Origin of the sequence: Metapseudomonas resinovorans (assembly GCF_002003485.1) — a bacterium.
Classification (GTDB): domain Bacteria; phylum Pseudomonadota; class Gammaproteobacteria; order Pseudomonadales; family Pseudomonadaceae; genus Metapseudomonas; species Metapseudomonas resinovorans_D.
This window is the reverse complement of the sequence record NZ_BDMA01000050.1, coordinates 56,758-75,986: the sequence shown is the minus strand read 5'-3', so window position 1 is coordinate 75,986 and position 19,229 is coordinate 56,758. Positions and strand designations below refer to the sequence as shown.

20 protein-coding genes are annotated in these 19,229 nt (G+C 64.3%); 16 read left to right on the top strand and 4 right to left on the bottom strand.

The window, feature by feature from the left end:
* Positions 1 to 15 precede the first annotated feature (15 nt).
* Positions 16 to 228, bottom strand: a complete 213-nt coding sequence (gene rpmE / locus MnOB_RS13520) for a 50S ribosomal protein L31 (RefSeq protein ID WP_003453200.1) — start codon at positions 226 to 228, stop codon at positions 16 to 18.
* Positions 229 to 394: 166 nt separating this feature from the next.
* Between rpmE and MnOB_RS13515 the strand changes: the two genes are divergently transcribed.
* The 10 genes from MnOB_RS13515 to MnOB_RS13470 all read left to right on the top strand — a co-directional run bounded on the left by MnOB_RS13515 (position 395) and on the right by MnOB_RS13470 (position 13,158).
* Positions 395 to 2,617, top strand: a complete 2,223-nt coding sequence (locus MnOB_RS13515; RefSeq protein WP_077524743.1) for a primosomal protein N' — start codon at positions 395 to 397, stop codon at positions 2,615 to 2,617.
* A gap of 136 nt (positions 2,618 to 2,753) precedes the next feature.
* A complete protein-coding gene (gene argS / locus MnOB_RS13510; RefSeq protein ID WP_077524742.1) occupies positions 2,754 to 4,493 on the top strand; it encodes an arginine--tRNA ligase in 1,740 nt (579 codons plus the stop codon).
* Between the two features lie 6 nt (positions 4,494 to 4,499).
* Positions 4,500 to 5,219: an SPOR domain-containing protein gene (locus tag MnOB_RS13505; RefSeq protein WP_077524741.1), complete on the top strand. Its 720-nt coding sequence runs from the start codon at positions 4,500 to 4,502 to the stop codon at positions 5,217 to 5,219.
* A 96-nt stretch (positions 5,220 to 5,315) separates the two neighbouring features.
* Positions 5,316 to 5,846 carry an ATP-dependent protease subunit HslV gene (gene hslV, locus MnOB_RS13500; protein WP_077524740.1) on the top strand — a complete coding sequence of 177 codons (531 nt, stop codon included), beginning with the start codon at positions 5,316 to 5,318 and terminating at the stop codon, positions 5,844 to 5,846.
* 29 nt (positions 5,847 to 5,875) lie between these two features.
* Positions 5,876 to 7,213, top strand: a complete 1,338-nt coding sequence (gene hslU, locus MnOB_RS13495) for an HslU--HslV peptidase ATPase subunit (RefSeq protein ID WP_077524739.1) — start codon at positions 5,876 to 5,878, stop codon at positions 7,211 to 7,213.
* A 58-nt stretch (positions 7,214 to 7,271) separates the two neighbouring features.
* Complete coding sequence (locus MnOB_RS13490; protein WP_077524738.1) at positions 7,272 to 7,646, top strand: gamma-butyrobetaine hydroxylase family protein; 375 nt, start codon at positions 7,272 to 7,274, stop codon at positions 7,644 to 7,646.
* Positions 7,647 to 7,922: 276 nt separating this feature from the next.
* Entirely contained in the window at positions 7,923 to 9,602 is a 1,680-nt protein-coding gene (gene phaC, locus MnOB_RS13485; protein WP_077524737.1) for a class II poly(R)-hydroxyalkanoic acid synthase, read from the top strand.
* A 153-nt stretch (positions 9,603 to 9,755) separates the two neighbouring features.
* A complete protein-coding gene (phaZ, locus tag MnOB_RS13480; RefSeq protein ID WP_077524736.1) occupies positions 9,756 to 10,613 on the top strand; it encodes a poly(3-hydroxyalkanoate) depolymerase in 858 nt (285 codons plus the stop codon).
* Between the two features lie 171 nt (positions 10,614 to 10,784).
* Positions 10,785 to 12,467: a class II poly(R)-hydroxyalkanoic acid synthase gene (gene phaC, locus MnOB_RS13475; protein ID WP_077524735.1), complete on the top strand. Its 1,683-nt coding sequence runs from the start codon at positions 10,785 to 10,787 to the stop codon at positions 12,465 to 12,467.
* Positions 12,468 to 12,543: 76 nt separating this feature from the next.
* Positions 12,544 to 13,158, top strand: coding sequence for a TetR/AcrR family transcriptional regulator (locus MnOB_RS13470; protein ID WP_077524734.1), 615 nt, complete (start codon positions 12,544 to 12,546; stop codon positions 13,156 to 13,158).
* Positions 13,159 to 13,206: 48 nt separating this feature from the next.
* Here MnOB_RS13470 and MnOB_RS13465 read toward each other — a convergent pair whose 3' ends face one another.
* The 3 genes from MnOB_RS13465 to MnOB_RS13455 form a co-directional block, all read right to left on the bottom strand.
* Positions 13,207 to 14,130: a phasin family protein gene (locus MnOB_RS13465; RefSeq protein WP_077524733.1), complete on the bottom strand. Its 924-nt coding sequence runs from the start codon at positions 14,128 to 14,130 to the stop codon at positions 13,207 to 13,209.
* A 10-nt stretch (positions 14,131 to 14,140) separates the two neighbouring features.
* Complete coding sequence (locus MnOB_RS13460; protein ID WP_077524732.1) at positions 14,141 to 14,572, bottom strand: phasin family protein; 432 nt, start codon at positions 14,570 to 14,572, stop codon at positions 14,141 to 14,143.
* Positions 14,573 to 14,736: 164 nt separating this feature from the next.
* A complete protein-coding gene (locus tag MnOB_RS13455) occupies positions 14,737 to 15,012 on the bottom strand; it encodes a polyhydroxyalkanoic acid system family protein (protein ID WP_077524731.1) in 276 nt (91 codons plus the stop codon).
* A gap of 142 nt (positions 15,013 to 15,154) precedes the next feature.
* On the opposite strand from MnOB_RS13455, the gene ubiE reads away from it, so the two are divergent.
* The 6 genes from ubiE to MnOB_RS13425 all read left to right on the top strand — a co-directional run bounded on the left by ubiE (position 15,155) and on the right by MnOB_RS13425 (position 19,228).
* Positions 15,155 to 15,925 (top strand): bifunctional demethylmenaquinone methyltransferase/2-methoxy-6-polyprenyl-1,4-benzoquinol methylase UbiE, encoded by a 771-nt coding sequence (ubiE, locus tag MnOB_RS13450; protein ID WP_077524730.1) that lies wholly within the window; start codon positions 15,155 to 15,157, stop codon positions 15,923 to 15,925.
* Positions 15,925 to 16,542 carry a ubiquinone biosynthesis accessory factor UbiJ gene (locus tag MnOB_RS13445; protein WP_077524729.1) on the top strand — a complete coding sequence of 206 codons (618 nt, stop codon included), beginning with the start codon at positions 15,925 to 15,927 and terminating at the stop codon, positions 16,540 to 16,542. The genes ubiE and MnOB_RS13445 overlap by 1 nt, the downstream gene beginning before the upstream one ends.
* Positions 16,539 to 18,134, top strand: a complete 1,596-nt coding sequence (ubiB, locus tag MnOB_RS13440) for a ubiquinone biosynthesis regulatory protein kinase UbiB (RefSeq protein ID WP_077524728.1) — start codon at positions 16,539 to 16,541, stop codon at positions 18,132 to 18,134. Before MnOB_RS13445 ends, ubiB begins: the two co-directional genes overlap by 4 nt.
* A gap of 78 nt (positions 18,135 to 18,212) precedes the next feature.
* Entirely contained in the window at positions 18,213 to 18,614 is a 402-nt protein-coding gene (hisI, locus tag MnOB_RS13435) for a phosphoribosyl-AMP cyclohydrolase (RefSeq protein WP_077524727.1), read from the top strand.
* Positions 18,607 to 18,942 carry a phosphoribosyl-ATP diphosphatase gene (locus MnOB_RS13430; protein WP_077524726.1) on the top strand — a complete coding sequence of 112 codons (336 nt, stop codon included), beginning with the start codon at positions 18,607 to 18,609 and terminating at the stop codon, positions 18,940 to 18,942. The genes hisI and MnOB_RS13430 overlap by 8 nt, the downstream gene beginning before the upstream one ends.
* Before the next feature lie 25 nt (positions 18,943 to 18,967).
* The gene (locus MnOB_RS13425) at positions 18,968 to 19,228 is read left to right on the top strand and encodes a twin-arginine translocase TatA/TatE family subunit (protein ID WP_077524725.1); all 261 of its coding nucleotides are present in this window, start codon (positions 18,968 to 18,970) and stop codon (positions 19,226 to 19,228) included.
* The last annotated feature ends 1 nt before the right edge of the window (position 19,229 follow it).

Here is a 19,229-nt window from a genome sequence, read left to right as displayed (position 1 = left end):
GGGCTGTATCGGCTCTTACTTGGCGCCGAATACGCCGAAACGCTGCTTGAAGCGATCGATACGGCCGCCGGTGTCCAGGACCTTCTGCTTGCCGGTGTAGAACGGGTGGCACTCGGAGCATACGTCGAGGCTGATGTTCTTGCCGAGGGTGGAGCGGGTCTTGATGACGTTGCCGCAGCTGCAGGTAGCTTCGATCGCGACGTATTCGGGATGGATTTCCGGTTTCATTGCTTGATCCTCAGGTCTGGCGTGCCGCCACCCGACCCTATGTCGAGTACCGCACGGAAACAGGCGGCGGATGATACCAGAGTGAGTGTGCGTTGCAACCTGCCGGCCGCGCCGGCTGTCGCGCTGCGCCGTGCTAAGATCGCGCCTTTTCCGACAGGACCGTCGCTTGCCTGACGCCCCCATCTTGCGCCTCGCGCTGCCCTCCCCGCTGCGCCGCCTGTTCGACTACCGTGCGCCCGCCGGTGTACCCCGCGCGTCCCTGCAACCGGGCGTGCGCCTGCGGGTGCCCTTCGGTCGCCGTGAGATTATCGGCGTGCTGGTGGAACTGGCCGAGAAAAGCGAGGTGCCGGCCGACAAGCTCAAGCCCGCACTGGAATTGCTGGACAGTCGCCCGCCGCTCCCACCGGCGCTGTTCAAGCTGTGCCTGTGGACCGCCCAGTATTACCAGCACAGCCTCGGCGACACCCTGAGCTGGGCACTGCCGGTGCTGCTGCGCCAGGGCGAGCCGGCGGAAGCCCGCCAGGAACGCTTCTGGCACGCGACGCCCGGCGCCAGCCTCGATGATCCACGCCTGGCCCGCGCGCCGCGCCAGCGCCAGGCCCTGGCCACCCTCGCCCAGCATCCCCACGGCGTAGCGCACCAGTTGCTCGGCCAGTTGCAACTGAACAAGGACAGCCTCGACATACTCCTGGAAAAAGGCCTGGCCCGGGTTGAAGTGCGCCGCCACGCACCCAGCGAGCGCCACGGTCCTCTGCTGGCCCAGCCGGAGCTGCCACTCAACCCGGAGCAGCGGGCCGCCTTCGACGCAGTGCATGCCTCATTCGGCAGCTTCAACGCCCTGCTCCTGGCTGGCGTCACCGGCAGCGGCAAGACCGAGGTCTACCTGCAGCTGATTCGTCAGACTCTCGAAGCCGGCAAGCAGGCCCTGGTGCTGATTCCCGAGATCAACCTCGGCCCACAGACCCTCGAACGCTTCTCCCGCCGCTTCAATGCGCGCATCGCCCTGCTGCACTCGGCGGTGAACGACCGCGAACGCCTGGACGCCTGGCTAGCGGCCCGCGACGGCGAGGCTGACATCGTCATCGGCACGCGGTCGGCGCTGTTCACGCCCCTGAAGAACCCAGGCCTGATCATCATCGACGAGGAGCACGACGCTTCCTATAAACAGCAGGAGGGCCTGCGCTACCACGCCCGCGACCTGGCACTGGTACGCGCCCGCCAGGAGAACATTCCGATCCTGCTGGGCTCCGCCACGCCCTCCCTGGAAAGCCTGCAGAACGCGCACGCTGGGCGCTATGGGTTGCTGCGCCTGACACAACGCGCTGGTGGTGCCAAGCAACCGCGCTTCCTGCGTCTGGACGTGAAGAGCCTGCCACTGGACTCCGGCATTTCCATGCCTCTGCAACAGGCCATCGCTCAAACCCTGGCAGCAGGCCAGCAAGTGCTGGTGTTCCTCAATCGGCGTGGATTCGCCCCCACCCTGCTCTGCCATGACTGCGGCTGGATAAGCCAGTGCCCGCGCTGCGACGCGCGAATGACGCTGCACCAGCGCTTCAATGAACTGCGCTGCCACCATTGCGGCCATACCCAGCGCCAGCCGACCTGCTGTCCCGACTGCGGCAAGGTCGATCTGCGTCCTGTCGGCGCCGGCACCGAGCGCGCCGAAGAACGCCTGGCGATCCTCTTCCCGAAGACACCGGTGCTGCGCATCGACCGCGACAGCACGTCGCGCAAGGACGCCATGGACAAGCTGTTCGCCACTATCCAGCGCGGCGAGCCCTGCATCCTGGTCGGCACCCAGATGCTCGCCAAGGGGCACCACTTCCCCCGTGTAACCCTGGTGGCCATCCTCGATGCAGACGGCGGGCTGTTCTCCGCGGACTTCCGCGCCAGCGAGCGCATGGCTCAGCTCATCGTCCAGGTCGCAGGCCGGGCCGGGCGCGCCGAAGAGCCGGGCAAGGTGATCATCCAGACCCACCTGGCCGAGCACCCGCTGCTGGTGCAGCTCACCGAACAAGGCTATTTCGCCTTCGCCGAACAAGCCCTGTCCGAACGCCGCGCCGCCGGCCTGCCGCCCTTCGCGCACCTGGCCCTGCTGCGTGCGGAAGCGCACAAGCCGGGGCAGGCGGAAGAATTCCTCGACAGCGCCTGCGGGGAAGCCGAACAACAACTGGCCGAGATGGGACTCAACAACGTCGAACTCCTCGGCCCCGTGCCCGCCCCCATGGAACGCCGCGCCGGCCGCTATCGGGCGCAGCTGCTGCTCCAGGCCAACGCCCGTGCGCCGCTGCACCGGCTGCTGACGCCCTGGAGCCAGGCCCTGGAACAACTTCCCGGCGGCCGTGCAGTGCGCTGGTCGCTGGATGTGGACCCCATCGATCTGTTCTAGAACGACCACCCGGCCGATATTGCCCACTGGTCCTTGCAGCCCGCCGCTTAAAACTTGAAGCTGCGGCCGCAGCCCGCCGATAATGCACAGTTTTCAACCAGCGCCAGCCCTTCCCGGGCGGCCGGAAGAGCAGAAGATGAAAGACACCATTCGCCAGCTGATCCAGCAAGCCCTGACCCGACTCGCCAGCGAGGGCGTGCTGCCCGAGGGCCTCAGCCCGGCTATCCAGGTGGAGAACACCAAGGACAAGAGCAACGGCGACTTCGCCAGCAACATCGCGATGATGCTGGCCAAACCCGCCGGCATGAAGCCGCGCGACCTGGCTGAAAAGCTCATTGCCGCTCTACCCCAGGATGAGCAGGTGGCCAAGGTGGAAATCGCCGGCCCCGGCTTCCTCAACTTCTTCCAAAACACCCAGGCCCTGGCCAAGCGACTCGAAGCGGCGCTGGCCGACGACTACCTCGGCGTGCGCAAGAACGGCCCGCAGCAACGCGTCGTAGTCGATCTGTCGGCGCCGAACCTGGCAAAGGAAATGCACGTCGGCCATCTGCGCTCCACCATCATCGGTGACGGCGTCGCACGCGTCCTGGAGTTCCTCGGCGACACCGTGATTCGCCAGAACCACGTGGGCGACTGGGGCACCCAGTTCGGCATGCTGCTGGCCTATATGCAGGAACAACCGGTCGGCAGCGATGCCGAGCTGTCCGACCTGGAATCCTTCTACCGCGCCGCCAAGAAGCGTTTCGACGAGTCCGCCGAGTTCGCCGATCGCGCCCGCGAGCTGGTGGTCAAGCTCCAGGCTGGCGATCCCGACTGCCTGAAGCTCTGGACCCGTTTCAACGAGATTTCCCTGAGCCACTGCCAGGCCGTCTACGACCGCCTGGGCGTGAAACTCACCATGGCCGACGTGAAGGGCGAGAGCGCCTACAACGACGATCTGGCCAACGTGGTCGCCGACCTGCGCGCCAAGGGCCTGCTTACCGAAAGCGACGGCGCCCTGTGCGTGTTCATGGATGAGTTCAAGAACGCCGAAGGCAACCCGTTGCCGCTGATCGTACAAAAGGCCGGTGGCGGCTACCTCTACGCCACCACCGACCTGGCGGCGACCCGCTACCGCAGCGGCGTGCTGAAGGCTGATCGCGCGCTCTACTTCGTCGACCAGCGCCAGGCCCTGCACTTCCAGATGGTCTTCGCCTGTGCCCGCCTTGCCGGGTTCGTGCCCGACAGCTTCGACATGGAGCACATGGGCTTCGGCACCATGAACGGCGCAGACGGCCGCCCGTTCAAGACTCGCGATGGCGGCACCGTGAAGCTCATCGACCTGCTGGACGAAGCCGAGCAGCGCGCCTATGACCTGGTGAAGGGCAAGAACCCCGACCTGGAAGAGGCCGAGCTGCGCCAGATCGCACGCGCCGTGGGCATCGGTGCGGTGAAGTACGCGGACCTGTCCAAGCACCGCACCAGCGACTACAGCTTCAACTTCGAGCTGATGTTGAGCTTCGAGGGCAATACCGCACCCTACCTGCTCTACGCGTACACCCGCGTGGCCAGCGTGTTCCGCAAGCGGGGCTTGGACTTCTCCGAGATCGACGGCCAGATCATCCTCGCCGCCGAACAGGAGCAGGCCCTGGCCGCCAAGCTGGCGCAGTTCGCCGACACCCTCGGCAATGTGGCCGAGAAGGGCGTACCGCACATCCTCTGTGCCTACCTCTACGACCTGGCCGGTCTGTTCTCCAGCTTCTACGAGAACTGCCCGATCCTCACTGCCGAAGATCAGGCCACCCAACAGAGCCGCCTGCGCCTCGCCGCGCTGACCGGCCGCACCCTCAAGCAAGGCCTGGAGCTGCTCGGCCTGCAAACTCTGGAACGCATGTAACGGACTATGGCGAAGAAAAAACCTGCACCCAAGCGCGGGGCCAGCCGCTACCAGGCGCCGGCCAAGAAACCGGTGCCCGGCTGGGTCTGGTTGGCCATCGGACTGGTCATCGGTGGCTTCGTGGTCTTCCTCAACCAGCTCGAGCCCGGCCGCGACGAAGTGCGCCGGACCAAGCCCGAGCAGACCACGAACCGTTCCGCCAGCGGCAAGGCCAGCAGTGATGCCGGCAAGGTCCAGGCCAAGCCGGCGACACCGCCAGCCCAGGAACCGGCGAAGCCGAAGTACGACTTCTACACCCTGCTGCCGGAGTCGGAAGTGATAGTGCCGCCGGAAGCTGTGGCCAAGGAGACGCCGGCCACGCCGCCTGCGCAGAAGCCGGTCACCCCGGAAGAAGCCGCCAAGATCGACGCTGCGCGCGCCCAGGCCGCCCTCAACGGCGAAACCCCGCCGCCCGCGCCGCCGGTTGTGGCCAAAGCGCCGGTCACCAACCAGTTCTTCCTCCAGGCCGGCTCGTTCCGCAAGCGTGACGACGCTGACCGGGTGCGCGCGCAGATCATTCTTCTGGGACAGAACGTCCAGGTGGAATCCGGCACCGTGCGCGAGGAAACCTGGTACCGCGTGCTGGTCGGTCCCTACGCCAACCGCGAGCAACTCGCTTCGGCGCAGAAGCAGCTGGCTGGCAGCGGTTTCAGCAATCTGCTGTTACAGCAGCGCCAGAGCCGTTGAGCTGTTGATTACTGCGCCCGGTTGAAAAGCCGGGCAAGCCCCCCCATCTGAGTTTCCATTCGGGCATTTCCGCCCCGCTGCGTGGAGACTCTCCCCTTGACCACCATCGTTTCAGTCCGCCGCAACGGCAAAGTCGTCATGGGCGGCGACGGCCAGGTTTCCCTCGGCAACACCGTCATGAAGAGCAACGCCCGCAAGGTCCGCCGTCTCTACCACGGTCAGGTCCTGGCCGGATTCGCCGGTGCCACCGCCGATGCCTTCACCCTGTTCGAGCGCTTCGAAGGCCAGCTGGAAAAACACCAGGGCCACCTCGTCCGTGCCGCCGTCGAACTGGCCAAGGACTGGCGTACCGATCGCTCCCTGAGCCGCCTGGAAGCCATGCTCGCCGTGGCCAACAAGGATGCCTCTCTGATCATCACCGGCAATGGTGACGTGGTCGAACCCGAGCACGGCCTGATCGCCATGGGCTCCGGCGGCGGGTTTGCCCAGGCCGCCGCCATGGCGCTACTGCAACACACCGAGCTGTCCGCCCGCGAAGTGGCCGAGACCGCCCTGAACATCGCCGGCTCCATCTGCGTGTTCACTAACCAGACCCTGACCATCGAGGAGCTGGACAGCGCCGAGTAAGGCCGCCGTCCCGCATTGGAGCAACATTCATGTCCATGACGCCCCGCGAAATCGTCCACGAACTCAACCGCCACATCGTGGGCCAGGACGACGCCAAGCGCGCCGTCGCCATTGCCCTGCGCAACCGCTGGCGCCGCATGCAGCTGCCGGCCGAGCTGCGCGCCGAGGTAACGCCGAAGAACATCCTGATGATCGGGCCGACCGGTGTCGGCAAGACCGAGATCGCCCGTCGCCTGGCCAAGCTGGCCAACGCGCCGTTCATCAAGGTGGAAGCGACCAAGTTCACCGAGGTGGGCTACGTCGGCCGCGACGTCGAGTCGATCATTCGCGACCTGGCCGACGCCGCCGTGAAAATGATGCGCGAGCAGGAAATACATCGCGTGCGCTACCGCGCCGAAGATGCCGCCGAAGATCGCATCCTCGACGCCCTTCTGCCCCCGGCACGTACCGGCTTCGGCGACGAGCAGCCGCGTGAGGATTCCAACACCCGTCAGCTGTTCCGCAAGCGTCTGCGCGAAGGCCAGCTGGACGACAAGGAAATCGATATCGAAGTGGCCGAATCCCCGGCCGGCGTGGAAATCATGGCCCCGCCCGGTATGGAGGAAATGACCAACCAGCTGCAGAACCTCTTCTCCAACCTCGGCAAAGGCAAGCGCAAGACCCGCAAGCTGAAGGTCAAGGAAGCGATGAAGCTGGTGCGCGACGAAGAAGCCGCGCGCCTGGTCAACGAGGAAGACCTGAAAGCCGCTGCGCTGGAAGCCGTGGAACAGAACGGCATCGTCTTCATCGATGAGATCGACAAGGTGGCCAAGCGCGGCAACGTGGGTGGCGCCGATGTCTCCCGCGAGGGCGTCCAGCGCGACCTGCTGCCGCTGATCGAAGGCTGCACCGTGAACACCAAGCTGGGCATGGTGAAGACGGACCACATCCTGTTCATCGCCTCCGGCGCCTTCCACCTGTCCAAGCCCAGCGACCTGGTGCCGGAACTGCAAGGCCGACTGCCGATCCGCGTCGAACTCAAGGCGCTGTCGCCGGAAGACTTCGAGCGCATCCTCACCGAGCCCCATGCATCGCTGACCGAGCAATACAGTGCGCTGCTGAAGACCGAAGGCCTGAACATCGAGTTCGCCCCGGACGGCATCAAGCGTCTCGCCGAGATTGCCTGGCAGGTCAACGAGAAGACCGAGAACATCGGTGCCCGTCGCCTGCACACGCTGATCGAGCGCCTGCTGGAAGAGGTTTCCTTCAGCGCCGGCGATCTCGCCGCGCAACACGACGAGACGCCGATCCACATCGATGCCGCGTACGTGAACGGCCACCTCGGCGAGCTGGCCCAGGACGAAGACCTGTCGCGCTACATCCTCTGACAGGTGCACACTGAAGATAGCCGGCACGCGCCGGCTATCTTCGTTTGGAGACCCCGACATGCGCATCCCCAGCGGTATCGAACTGCACAAGGCCTCCAGGACCTTGACGCTGAAGTACGGTCCGGATGAAAGCTACACGCTGAGCGCCGAATTCCTGCGCGTGCATTCCCCCTCGGCGGAGGTACAGGGCCACGGCAAACCCATCTTGCAGTACGGCAAGCTGAACGTCGGCCTGACCAAGCTCGAGCCGGCCGGCAACTATGCCCTGAAATTGACCTTCGATGACGGTCACGACAGCGGCCTGTTTACCTGGGATTACCTCTACGAACTCGCCACCCGCCAGCAAGCGCTGTGGAACGATTATCTGCAGGAGCTTGCAGCCGCCGGCCGCTCTCGCGACCCGGATGAATCCGTCGTCAAGCTCATGCTCTGAAGCGGTGCGCAACGCGCCCCATTCCCGCTCTGACCGCCCAAGGTTAGGGCGCTTTTTCTAAATGCTCGCGACATACTCCCGCTGCAGCGAACTCTCTGCGGTCCGCTTGCGCAAACTGACAAACTCGGGTAACCAAGTTCTGGCAAGTTCCATGCATTTGGCATCGCCAGATACAGAGAAATTCGCGAAGTTCGCTTCGCCTTCCCGGTAACCCGAGCGTATCAGCGCGCTGTTCCGCCAGAGCGCTGTTCGACTCAGGACAATGGAGCGTCGTAGATGAGCAACAAGAACAATGAAGACCTGCAGCACCAAGCCTCGGATAACACCCTGAACCTCAATCCGGTCATAGGGATCCGCGGCAAGGACTTGCTGTCTTCAGCGCGGATGGTGCTGTTGCAGGCCATCAAGCAGCCTTTTCACAGTGCAAAACACGTCGCCCATTTCGGTCTGGAATTGAAAAACGTTCTGCTTGGCCAATCCGGTCTGCATCCGGAAGCCGATGACCGCCGCTTCAATGACCCGGCCTGGAGCCAGAATCCGCTCTACAGACGCTACCTGCAGACCTACCTGGCCTGGCGCAAGGAGCTGCATAGCTGGATCTCCGAAAGCAACCTGTCGAGCCAGGACGCCAGCCGCGGACACTTCGTCATCAACCTGATGACCGAAGCCATGGCGCCCACCAACAGCATGGCCAACCCGGCTGCGGTCAAGCGCTTCTTCGAGACGGGCGGGAAGAGCCTGCTGGATGGCCTCTCCCATCTGGCCAAGGACATGGTGAACAACGGCGGCATGCCCAGCCAGGTGAACATGGATGCCTTCGAGGTCGGCCAGAACGTCGCCACCACCGAAGGTGCCGTGGTCTATCGCAATGATGTCCTCGAACTGATCCAGTACAAGCCCATCACCGAAAGCGTGCATGAACGTCCATTGCTGGTGGTACCGCCGCAGATCAACAAGTTCTACGTCTTCGACCTGTCACCGGAAAAGAGTCTGGCGCGCTTCTGCCTGCGCAATGGCCTGCAGACTTTCATCATCAGTTGGCGCAACCCGACCAAAGCGCAACGCGAATGGGGTCTGTCCACCTACATCCAGGCCCTCAAGGACACGATCGACGTGGTCTTGAAGATCACCGGCAGCAAGGACCTCAACATGCTTGGGGCCTGTTCCGGCGGCATCACCACCGTCGCCCTGCTTGGCCACTACCAGGCCATTGGCGAGAACAAGGTCAATGCCTTCACCCAGATGGTCAGTGTGCTCGACTTCAACCTCGACACCCAGGTCGCCCTGTTCGCCGATGAACAAACCCTGGAAGCCGCCAAGCGCCGCTCGTACCAAGCCGGCGTGCTGGAAGGCAAGGACATGGCCAAGGTCTTCGCCTGGATGCGTCCCAACGACCTGATCTGGAACTACTGGGTCAACAACTACCTGCTGGGCAACGAGCCGCCGGCCTTCGACATCCTTTATTGGAACAACGACACTACGCGCTTGCCCGCAGCCTTCCACGGCGAGCTGGTGGAGATGTTCAAGACCAACCCGTTGACCCGGCCCAACGCCCTGGAAGTCTGCGACACGCCCATCGACCTCAAGCAGGTCACCTGCGACTTCTACTGCCTCGCGGGCACCTCGGACCACATCACCCCCTGGGAAGCCTGCTACCGCTCGGCGCGGCTGCTGGGTGGCAAGTGTGAGTTCGTGCTGTCCAACAGCGGCCACATCCAGAGCATCCTCAACCCGCCTGGCAACCCCAAGGCGCGGTTCTCCACCAGCAGCGACATGCCGGCAGACCCGAAAGTCTGGCTGGAGAACGCCACCAAGCACGCCGACTCCTGGTGGCTGCATTGGCAGCAGTGGATCGGTGAGCGCTCCGGCAAAACCAAGAAAGCCAACTTCACCCTGGGCAACAAGGCCTTCCCGGCCGGTGAAGCTGCGCCTGGCACCTATGTGCACGAGCGATGACAGACTGCGCCCTGCGCACCACTGCCCATGGCACCAGGAAGTGCCCTACGCGCCGCCGGCATCTGCCGGCGGTGCTGGTCAGGCACCGCCTGGCAGATTCGGGGGGCGCTCGCGAACGCTTCCCCCGGCGTTCTAATCAATAGGGCTTTGCGCATGCCGCTACCTTTCGTATTCCGCACCATCGAGCTGGATGGCCAGACCATCCGAACCGCCGTTCGCCCCGGTCAGTCGCACATGACGCCGCTGCTGATCTTCAACGGCATTGGCGCCAACCTCGAACTGGTGTTTCCCTTCGTTCAGGCCCTGGACCCGGACCTGGAAGTGATCGCCTTCGACGTACCCGGTGTCGGCGGTTCATCCACCCCGCGTTCGCCCTACCGTTTCTCCGGCCTGGCCAAGCTCGCCGCGCGCATGCTGGACTACCTGGATTACGGTCAGGTCAGCGCCATTGGTGTGTCCTGGGGCGGTGCACTGGCACAGCAGTTCGCCCACGACTATCCAGAACGCTGCAAGAAACTGATTCTCGCCGCCACCTCGGCCGGCGCCGTAATGGTGCCCGGCAAGCCCAAGGTGCTCTGGCGCATGGCGAGCCCGCGCCGCTACATACAGCCGTCCTACGGCGTGCACATTGCACCCGACATCTACGGGGGCGCCTTCCGCCGCGACCCGGGCCTGGCCATGGCCCACGCCAGCAAGGTGCGCTCGTCCGGCAAGATGGGCTACTACTGGCAACTGTTCGCCGGCTTCGGCTGGACCAGCATCCATTGGCTGCACCGCATCCGCCAACCCACCCTGGTGCTGGCAGGCGACGACGATCCGATCATTCCCCTGGTGAACATGCGTCTGCTGGCCTGGCGGATTCCGAATGCGGAACTCCACGTCATCGACGACGGTCATCTGTTCCTCGTGACCCGTGCCGAAACGGTGGCTCCGATCATCATGAAGTTCCTCGCCGAGGAGCGTCATCGTGCCGTGATCCATCCACAGGCATTGCCGCTGCGTAATAGCTGAGAACCTGCCGCTCCCTTGTGGGGCGGCCGCATGACGCCCGAACCAGACCGGTGCGTGCTGTCATCAACTTGAATTTTGCTGGAGATAGTCTGGAATGCCCTTCGGGCTCCTGGTGGTACAAGCCTTGCTGTAGTCCTCCTGAACCACGGACCGAATACGGAGCGTTGCCCCATGCGAGAAAAACAAGTCCCGGGCACCTTGCCGGCACCAGCCGCTTTCATGAACGCGCAGAACGCCATCGTCGGCTTGCGCGGCAAGGATCTGTTTTCCACCGTACGCAACCTGGCGCTGCAAGGACTGCGGCATCCGGTGCACAGCGCACGGCACATGCTCGCTTTCGGCGGCCAGGTCGGTCGTGTGCTGCTTGGCGATACCCTGCACCAGCCCAATCCGCAGGACAGCCGCTTCGCCGATCCGTCCTGGCAGCACAACCCCTTCTACCGTCGCGGCCTGCAGGTGTACCTCGCCTGGCAGAAGCAACTCAGCACCTGGATCGACGAGAGCGACCTCAGCGACGACGACCGCGCCCGTGCCCGCTTCGTCATGGCCCAACTCAGCGACGCGCTGTCACCCACCAACAGCCTGCTCAATCCGCTGGCCGTGAAGGAGCTGTTCAACACCGGCGGCCTCAGCCTGATCAAGGGTCTCAGTCATCTGGTGGACGACCTGCTGCACAACGACGGCATGCCCAGCCAGGTCAGCAAGCACGCCTTCGAGATCGGCCGCAACCTCGCCAACACGCCGGGTGCAGTGGTCTACCGCAACGAGCTGCTGGAGCTGATCCAGTACAAACCGATGAGCGAAAAGCAGTACCTGCGCCCCTTGCTGGTGGTACCGCCGCAGATCAACAAGTACTACATCTTCGACCTCGCGCCGGATAAGAGCTTCGTCCAGTACGCCCTGAAGAACGGCCTGCAAGTGTTCATGGTGAGCTGGCGAAACCCTGATGCGCGGCACCGTGAATGGGGCCTGTCGACCTATGTGCAGGCCCTCGAAGAAGCCTTCGAAGCCTGCCGCGCCATCACCGGCAGCAAGGAAGTCAACCTGGCGGGGGCTTGCGCTGGCGGCCTCACCATTGCCGCATTGCAGGGACACCTGCAGGCGCGCCGGCAGTTGCGCAAGGTCACCAGCGCCACCTACCTGGTCAGCCTGCTGGATAGCCAGGTGGACAGCCCCGCGGCGCTCTTCGCCGATGAGCAGACACTGGAAGCCGCCAAGCGCCGCTCGTACCAGGCCGGCGTTCTGGACGGCAAGGACATGGCGAAAATCTTCGCCTGGATGCGTCCCAACGACCTGGTGTGGAACTACTTCGTCAACAACTACCTGCTGGGCCGCGAACCTCCGGCATTCGACATCCTTTACTGGAACAACGACAACACCCGGCTGCCCGCCGCCTTGCACGGCGACATGCTGGACTTCTTCAAGCACAACCCGTTGACCCGCAGCGGTGGCCTGGAGATCTGCGGCACCTCCATCGACCTGCAGAAGGTCACTGTGGACAGCTTCAGCGTCGCTGGCATCAATGACCACATCACCCCGTGGGACGCCGTCTACCGCTCCGCGATGCTGCTGGGCGGCGACAGCCGCTTCGTGCTGTCCAACAGCGGCCACATCCAGAGCATTCTCAATCCGCCGGGCAACCCCAAGGCCAATTTCTACGAGAACGGCAAGCTCAGCTCCGACCCGCGCGCCTGGTACTACGACGCCAAGCACGTACAAGGCAGTTGGTGGGGTCAGTGGCTGGGCTGGATCCAGGAGCGCTCCGGCGAGCAACGGGAAACCATCATGGCGCTGGGTAATCAGGACTACCCGCCAATGGAGGCCGCTCCCGGCACCTACGTTCACGTGCGCTAGAAAACATGCGTGGCCGGCCGGGCGAGAAGCCGGCCGGTCCTTCACTTCCACTTTGAATGCCTGACAAGAAACCTGGATGAAGACCCGCGACCGCGTCCTCGAATGCGCCCTCGAGCTGTTCAATCTCAACGGCGAACCCAACGTCACCACCCTGGAAATCGCCACCGAACTGGGCATCAGCCCCGGCAATCTCTACTACCACTTCCACGGCAAGGAACCGCTGGTGATGGCGCTGTTCGAGCGCTTCCAGGAAGAGCTGGCGCCGCTGCTCGACCCACCGGCCGATGCGCAACTCGACGCCGAGGATTACTGGCTGTTCCTGCACCTGATCGTGGAACGCCTGTCGCAGTACCGATTCCTGTTCCAGGACCTGTCCAACCTGGCCGGCCGCCTGCCCAAGCTGGCCCGCGGCATGCGCAACTGGCTGAACCACCTCAAGCGCACCCTGGCCGCCCTGCTGGCGCGGTTGAAGTCCGAGGACCAGTTGGTCAGCGATACCGAGGCCCTTGGCCAACTGGTGGAGCAGATCACCCTGACCCTGCTGTTCTCCCTCGATTACCAGCGGGTGCTGGGCAGCGGAGGCGAGATACGCCTGGTGGTCTATCAGGTGATGATGCTGGTCGCTCCGCACTTGCGACCAGGCTCCCGGCACGCTGCCGAAAATCTCGCCCGGCGCTACCGGGATACCTGAAACGAAAACGCCCGGCAAAGCCGGGCGTTTTCGTCATTCCGATACAGCTCAGGACTGGCTGGCCGGCGGAGTTGCCGGTGCGGCCGGTGCTGCCGGTGCTGGTGTCACTGCCGGTGCCGCGCTGGGCGCCGGTGTAGCTGCTGCGGCCGGTGCTGCAGGAGCAGCTGTCGGAGCGGCAGGCTTGGCGGCCTTGGGCGCAGCGGGTTTCTTCACTGCCGGCTTCTTCGCGGCTGCAGGCTTGGCCGCTACCGGTTTTGCAGCTGCCGGCTTCGCAGCAGGTTTCGCTGCAGCGGGCTTGGCGGCTGTGGCCGGTTTCGCAGCGGGCTTGGCCGCGGCTGCCGGCTTGGCGGCAGGTTTCGCCGCAGCTTTTGCCGCAGGCTTGGCAGCCGGTTTGGCAGCGGCTGCCTTGGGCGCCGGTTTGGCAGCGGCGACTTTCGCAGCCGGTTTTGCCGCAGCTTTAGCGGCTGGCTTGGCAGCGGGCTTCGCGGCAGCTTTGGCGGCCGGTTTGGCGGCAGCCTTGGCAGCGGCGGGCTTGACCGATTTCGCCGACACGCCAGTGAGTTTCTCGAGCTGCTTGGTCAGGGTATCGACCTTGCCTTGCAGGTCTTTCACTTCACTACGGCTGGGCACGCCGAGACGGGAAATGGCGCTGTTCAGACGCTTGTCGAAAGCCTCTTCCAGCTCGCCCCATTTGCCGATCGCCTTGCCCCGGACCTCTTCGACCTTGGACTTGGCCGTACCCACGCGGGAGCCAACCTTCGACTTGACCGCGTCTACTTGCTTGTCCACTTCGGTCTTGGCCTGCTTTTCAGCCTTCTCACCATCCTTGACCAGCGTATCGAACAGCTTGGTGCCGTCGTTGCTGACCTTCGAGTAGGCCCCCAAGCCAGCCAGCCAGATCTGGCGCGAGTATTTCTCGATCTCGCCGATCCAGGAGTTGGTGTCTTTATCGGTTTTCTTCTTGCCAGCCATCCTGCTCTCCTTATTTGGTTCGCGCGACGTGCTCGAGCAACGCGCTCAGCTCATCAAGCTTAGCAGAGAGTGCCTCAACGTCCTGCCGGGAGGGAATACCAATGCGGTTGAGCGCGCTGGCCACTCGGTTGTCGAACGCCTTCTCGATCTTGTCGAGTTGGACTTCGACCTTTTCCTTCACGCCGGTGACGCTGTTCTTCACGCTGTCGAACTGGGTGTTGGCGGCTTCGACCTGCTCATCGACGAGCTTCTTGCCCTGCTTCTCGACGCCTTCGCCGGCCTTCACCAGCTCCTTGAAGTAGTCGACGCCTTCGGCGCCGGCCTTGGCGTAGGCACCCAGGCCAGCCAGCCAGATCTTGCGGGCGTAGAGCTTCACGTCGCTGACGACAGTGGACTTGCTTTCGGCTTTCTCGACTTTCTTTTTGACGGCTACTTTGGCCATGGTGCACCTCACGCGGAATGGTAGATGACTCGCCCTTTTTCAGGACTTGAGCGCAAGGTAGCGAGGAAAATTAGAAACCGCATACTAGCCGCGAAATGAGCCGCTCAGGTGGGAGCGAATTCATTCGCGAAGGGCGGCCAGGCGGCCCCGGGAAGGGGCCTGACTCAGACCAGGTATTCGTCCAGCGCCTTCTCGATCTCGCGCTTGATGCTGCCGCTCATGGCCGACAGCAGCAGGCCCAGCTTGACCTCCACGCGCACCTTCGAATCGCTTACCTCGATCTGTCCATCAGCGCCGCTGCGCTTGAACTCCAAGGTGTCTCCGCGCCACTGGTAACGCACGTCGTATTCACGCGCCAGGCGCTCGGCCAGCTTCTCGGCTTTCCCACGGACGGCTTCGCGACCGAGGGCATGGGAACGTTCGACTTGGATGCGGGACATGGGGGGTTCCTGAACTGCGACCTTTGGTCGCGTGAATATACCAGTGCCCGCGGCCCCTGACCGCGTCCGCCGCCGTCGGGCGCCAAGACAAAGCCGGACGCGGGCATTAGAATGGCCGCCATTCAATTCCGGTGGCAGCGACATGAACGATCAGCGCAAAGGCAACGACGCCGAACCCACGACCCACTTCGGTTATCAGCAAGTTCCCGAAAGCCAGAAGGCCGACAAGGTCGCCGAGGTCTTCCACTCGGTAGCGGCCAAGTACGACCTGATGAACGACCTGATGTCCGGGGGCGTCCACCGCCTGTGGAAGCGCTTCACCATCGAGCTGTCCGGCGTTCGACCGGGCAACCGCGTGCTGGATATCGCCGGCGGTACCGGCGATCTCACCCGCCAGTTCTCCCGCCTGGTCGGCATGACCGGTGAAGTGGTACTGGCCGACATCAACGCCTCGATGCTCAAGGTGGGCCGCGACAAGCTGCTGGACAGCGGCGTCGCCGGCAACGTCAGCTTCGTCCAGGCCGACGCCGAGAAGCTGCCCTTCCCCGATAACCACTTCGACGTGGTCACCATCGCCTTCGGCCTGCGCAACGTCACCCACAAGGACGAAGCCATCCGTTCGATGCTGCGCGTACTCAAGCCCGGTGGCCGCCTGCTGGTGTTGGAGTTCTCCAAACCCACCAGCGGCCTGCTGTCCAAGGCGTATGACGCCTACTCCTTCAGCCTGCTGCCGCTGATGGGCAAGCTGATCACCAACGACTCCGAAAGCTATCGCTACCTGGCCGAATCCATCCGCATGCACCCGGATCAGGAAACCCTGAAGGCGATGATGGTCGAAGCCGGCTTCGAGCGCGTCACCTACCACAACATGACCGGCGGCATCGTCGCCCTGCACCGCGGCATCAAGCCCTGATGCTGACCCAGGCGCTGCTGGCCGGTATCGAGCTCGGCCTGAACCGGGTGCTGACACTGGACAGCACGGCGCTGCCGCGCATGGCATCCCTAGAAGGCAGCGTCATCGAAGTCGACTGCCAGAGCCCCGCCCTGACCCTTTTCCTGCTCCCCGGCGGCGACGGCCTGAAGCTGTCCGCCCACTGGTCCGCCCCCGCCGATTGCCGGCTGCGCGCGCCGGCCAGCAGCCTGCTGAAGCTGGCCACCACGCGGGAAAAGACCGCCGTCCTGCATAGCCCGGAAGTCACCCTCGAAGGCAACAGCGCCGTGCTGCTGGAACTGGCCGCGATCCTCCAGGACCTCGAGCTGGATTGGGAATACGAGCTGTCGCGCTGGCTCGGCCCGGTCGGTACCCAGTTGCTCGCCGGCCACCTGAAGCTTCGCGCCAATTGGGCAGGCCAGGGCCTGGAAAGCCTGCGCCAGAACCTCGCTGACTACCTGGCCGAAGAGTCACGCACCCTCGTGGGCCGCCGTGAAGCCGACGCACGCTTCGCTGAACTGGATCGCCTCAAGCTCGCCCTCGATCGCCTCGACGCCCGCGTCGAACGCCTGAACCAGAGAATCAAACCCATCGCATGAAGCTGCTCGCCGCCCGCCGCCTGTTGCGCATCCAGCAGGTCGTCATCCGCTACCGCCTCGACGACCTGCTGCTCGAACTGCCGCTGCCCTGGTGGCTGCGCACGCTGAGCCACGTCCTGCCCTGGCGCTGGCTGCCGCGCAAGGAACTCAGCCTGACCCGCGGTGAGCGCCTGCGCCTCGCCCTGGAAGACCTCGGCCCGATCTTCATCAAGTTCGGCCAGCTGCTTTCGACCCGCCGCGACCTGATGCCGCCGGACATCGCCGATGAGCTGGCGCGCCTGCAGGACCAGGTACCGCCCTTCGCTCCGGAGAAAGCCGTCGCGCGCATCGAGGAACAGCTCGGCGCCAGCGTCAGCGAAGTATTCGCCCGCTTCGACGTGGAGCCGCTGGCTTCGGCATCGGTGGCGCAGGTCCACGCCGCGCAACTGAAAAGCGGCGAAGAAGTGGTGGTGAAGGTGATCCGCCCGAACCTGCGACCGATCATTCGCCAGGACCTCGCCTGGCTGTTCATCCTCGCCCGGCTCGCCGAGCGCGTCTCCGCCGACGCCCGCCGGCTGCGCCCGGTGGAAGTGGTGGACGACTACGAGAAGACCATCTACGACGAACTCGACCTGCTCCGCGAGGCGGCCAACGCGAGCCAGCTGCGCCGCAACTTCGATGGCTCGCCGTTGCTCTACGTGCCCCAGGTGTACTGGGACTGGTGCCGTCCCAAGGTGCTGGTGATGGAGCGCATCTACGGCATCCCGGTGACCGACCTCGCCACCCTCGCCGACCAGCGCACCGACATGAAACTGCTGGCCGAACGCGGTGTGGAAATCTTCTTCACCCAGGTGTTCCGCGACAGCTTCTTCCACGCCGACATGCACCCCGGCAACATCTTCGTCGCCACCCGCCAGCCCTGGAACCCGCAGTACATCGCCATCGACTGCGGGATCATCGGCAGCCTCACCCCCGAGGACCAGGACTACCTCGCCCGCAACCTGATCGCCTTCTTCAAGCGCGATTATCGGCGCGTGGCCCAGCTGCACATCGACTCCGGCTGGGTGCCGGCGGAAACCAAGGTCAACGATTTCGAGGCGGCCATCCGCACCGTCTGCGAACCCATTTTCGAGAAGCCGCTGAAGGACATTTCCTTCGGCCAGTTGCTGCTGCGCCTGTTCCAGACCGCGCGCCGCTTCAACATGGAAGTCCAGCCGCAGCTGGTGCTGCTGCAGAAGACCCTGCTCAACATCGAGGGCCTGGGCCGCCAGCTCTACCCGGACCTGGACCTCTGGGCCACCGCCCAGCCGTTCCTCGAGCGCTGGATGCGCGAGCGCGTCAGCCCAAGGAGCCTGTTGAACAACCTGCAATCCCAGGTGGAACAGGTGCCCCACCTGGCAGGCATGACCCGCGACCTTCTGGAGCGCATGAGCCAGCCGCACGCCGCCGCCCCGTCGCCGTCCTGGCAGAAGCGCAACGACGGCCTGGCCCTGCGCCTGCTCGGCGTCGGCCTGCTGCTGGGCGCCGCCAGCCTGGGCCTGGAGCAGCACCTGCAGGCCTGGCCGAGCTGGCTGATGCTGGCCGGCGGTCTATATCTGGTGCTGCGCCGATAGCCAGCCCCGAATGGCACTGGCACACTATTTCGAATCCGAGCGCCGGCCCTTGAGGCCGGCACAGTTGTGGAAGACGCAATGAAAGACTGGCTGGAAGAGATTCACTGGAACGCCGATGGCCTGGTCCCGGCGATCGCCCAGGACTACAAGACGGGCCGCGTGCTGATGATGGCCTGGATGAACCGCGAAGCCCTCACCCTCACCGCCGCCGAGAACCGCGCCATCTACTGGTCACGCTCCCGTGGCAAGTTGTGGCGCAAGGGCGAGGAGTCCGGTCATGTACAGCGTCTCCACGAATTGCGCCTGGATTGCGACGCCGATGTCGTCATCCTGATGGTCGAACAGCTGGGCGGCATCGCCTGCCATACTGGACGCGAAAGCTGCTTCTACCGTGTCTTCGAGAATGGCGGCTGGAAGACCGTCGACCCCGTACTCAAGGATCCGCATGCCATCTATGCCGCAGGACACAACCATGAGTGATACCCTCGCCCGCCTGGCCGAGGTGCTGGAGGAGCGCAAGAACGCCGCCGCCGACAGCTCCTACGTCGCCAGCCTGTACCACAAGGGCCTGAACAAGATTCTGGAAAAGGTCGGCGAAGAAGCGGTGGAAACCATACTCGCCGCCAAGGACGCCGCCGTCAGCGGCGATTCCAGCGACCTGATCTACGAAACCGCCGACCTCTGGTTCCACAGCCTGATCATGCTCGCCGCCCTCGGCCAGCACCCCCAGGCCGTACTGGACGAACTGGACCGTCGCTTTGGCCTGTCCGGGCACGCCGAAAAGGCCGCTCGCCAGCCCTCCGCCTGACAAAGACAATCAAGAGGAACACACCATGGGCATCTTCGACTGGAAACACTGGCTGGTCATTCTCATCGTCGTCGTACTGGTCTTCGGCACCAAGCGCCTGAAGAACCTCGGTTCCGACGTCGGCGAAGCCATCAAGGGCTTCCGCAAGGCCATGAACACCGAGGAAGCCGACAAGGCCTCCGAGCAGACCACCACCGCGCAGCAACCCGGCGCCTCGCTGAACCAGCCGCACACCATCGACGGCCAGGCGCAGCAGGTGCAGGACCCGGTGACCCGCAAGGACTGAT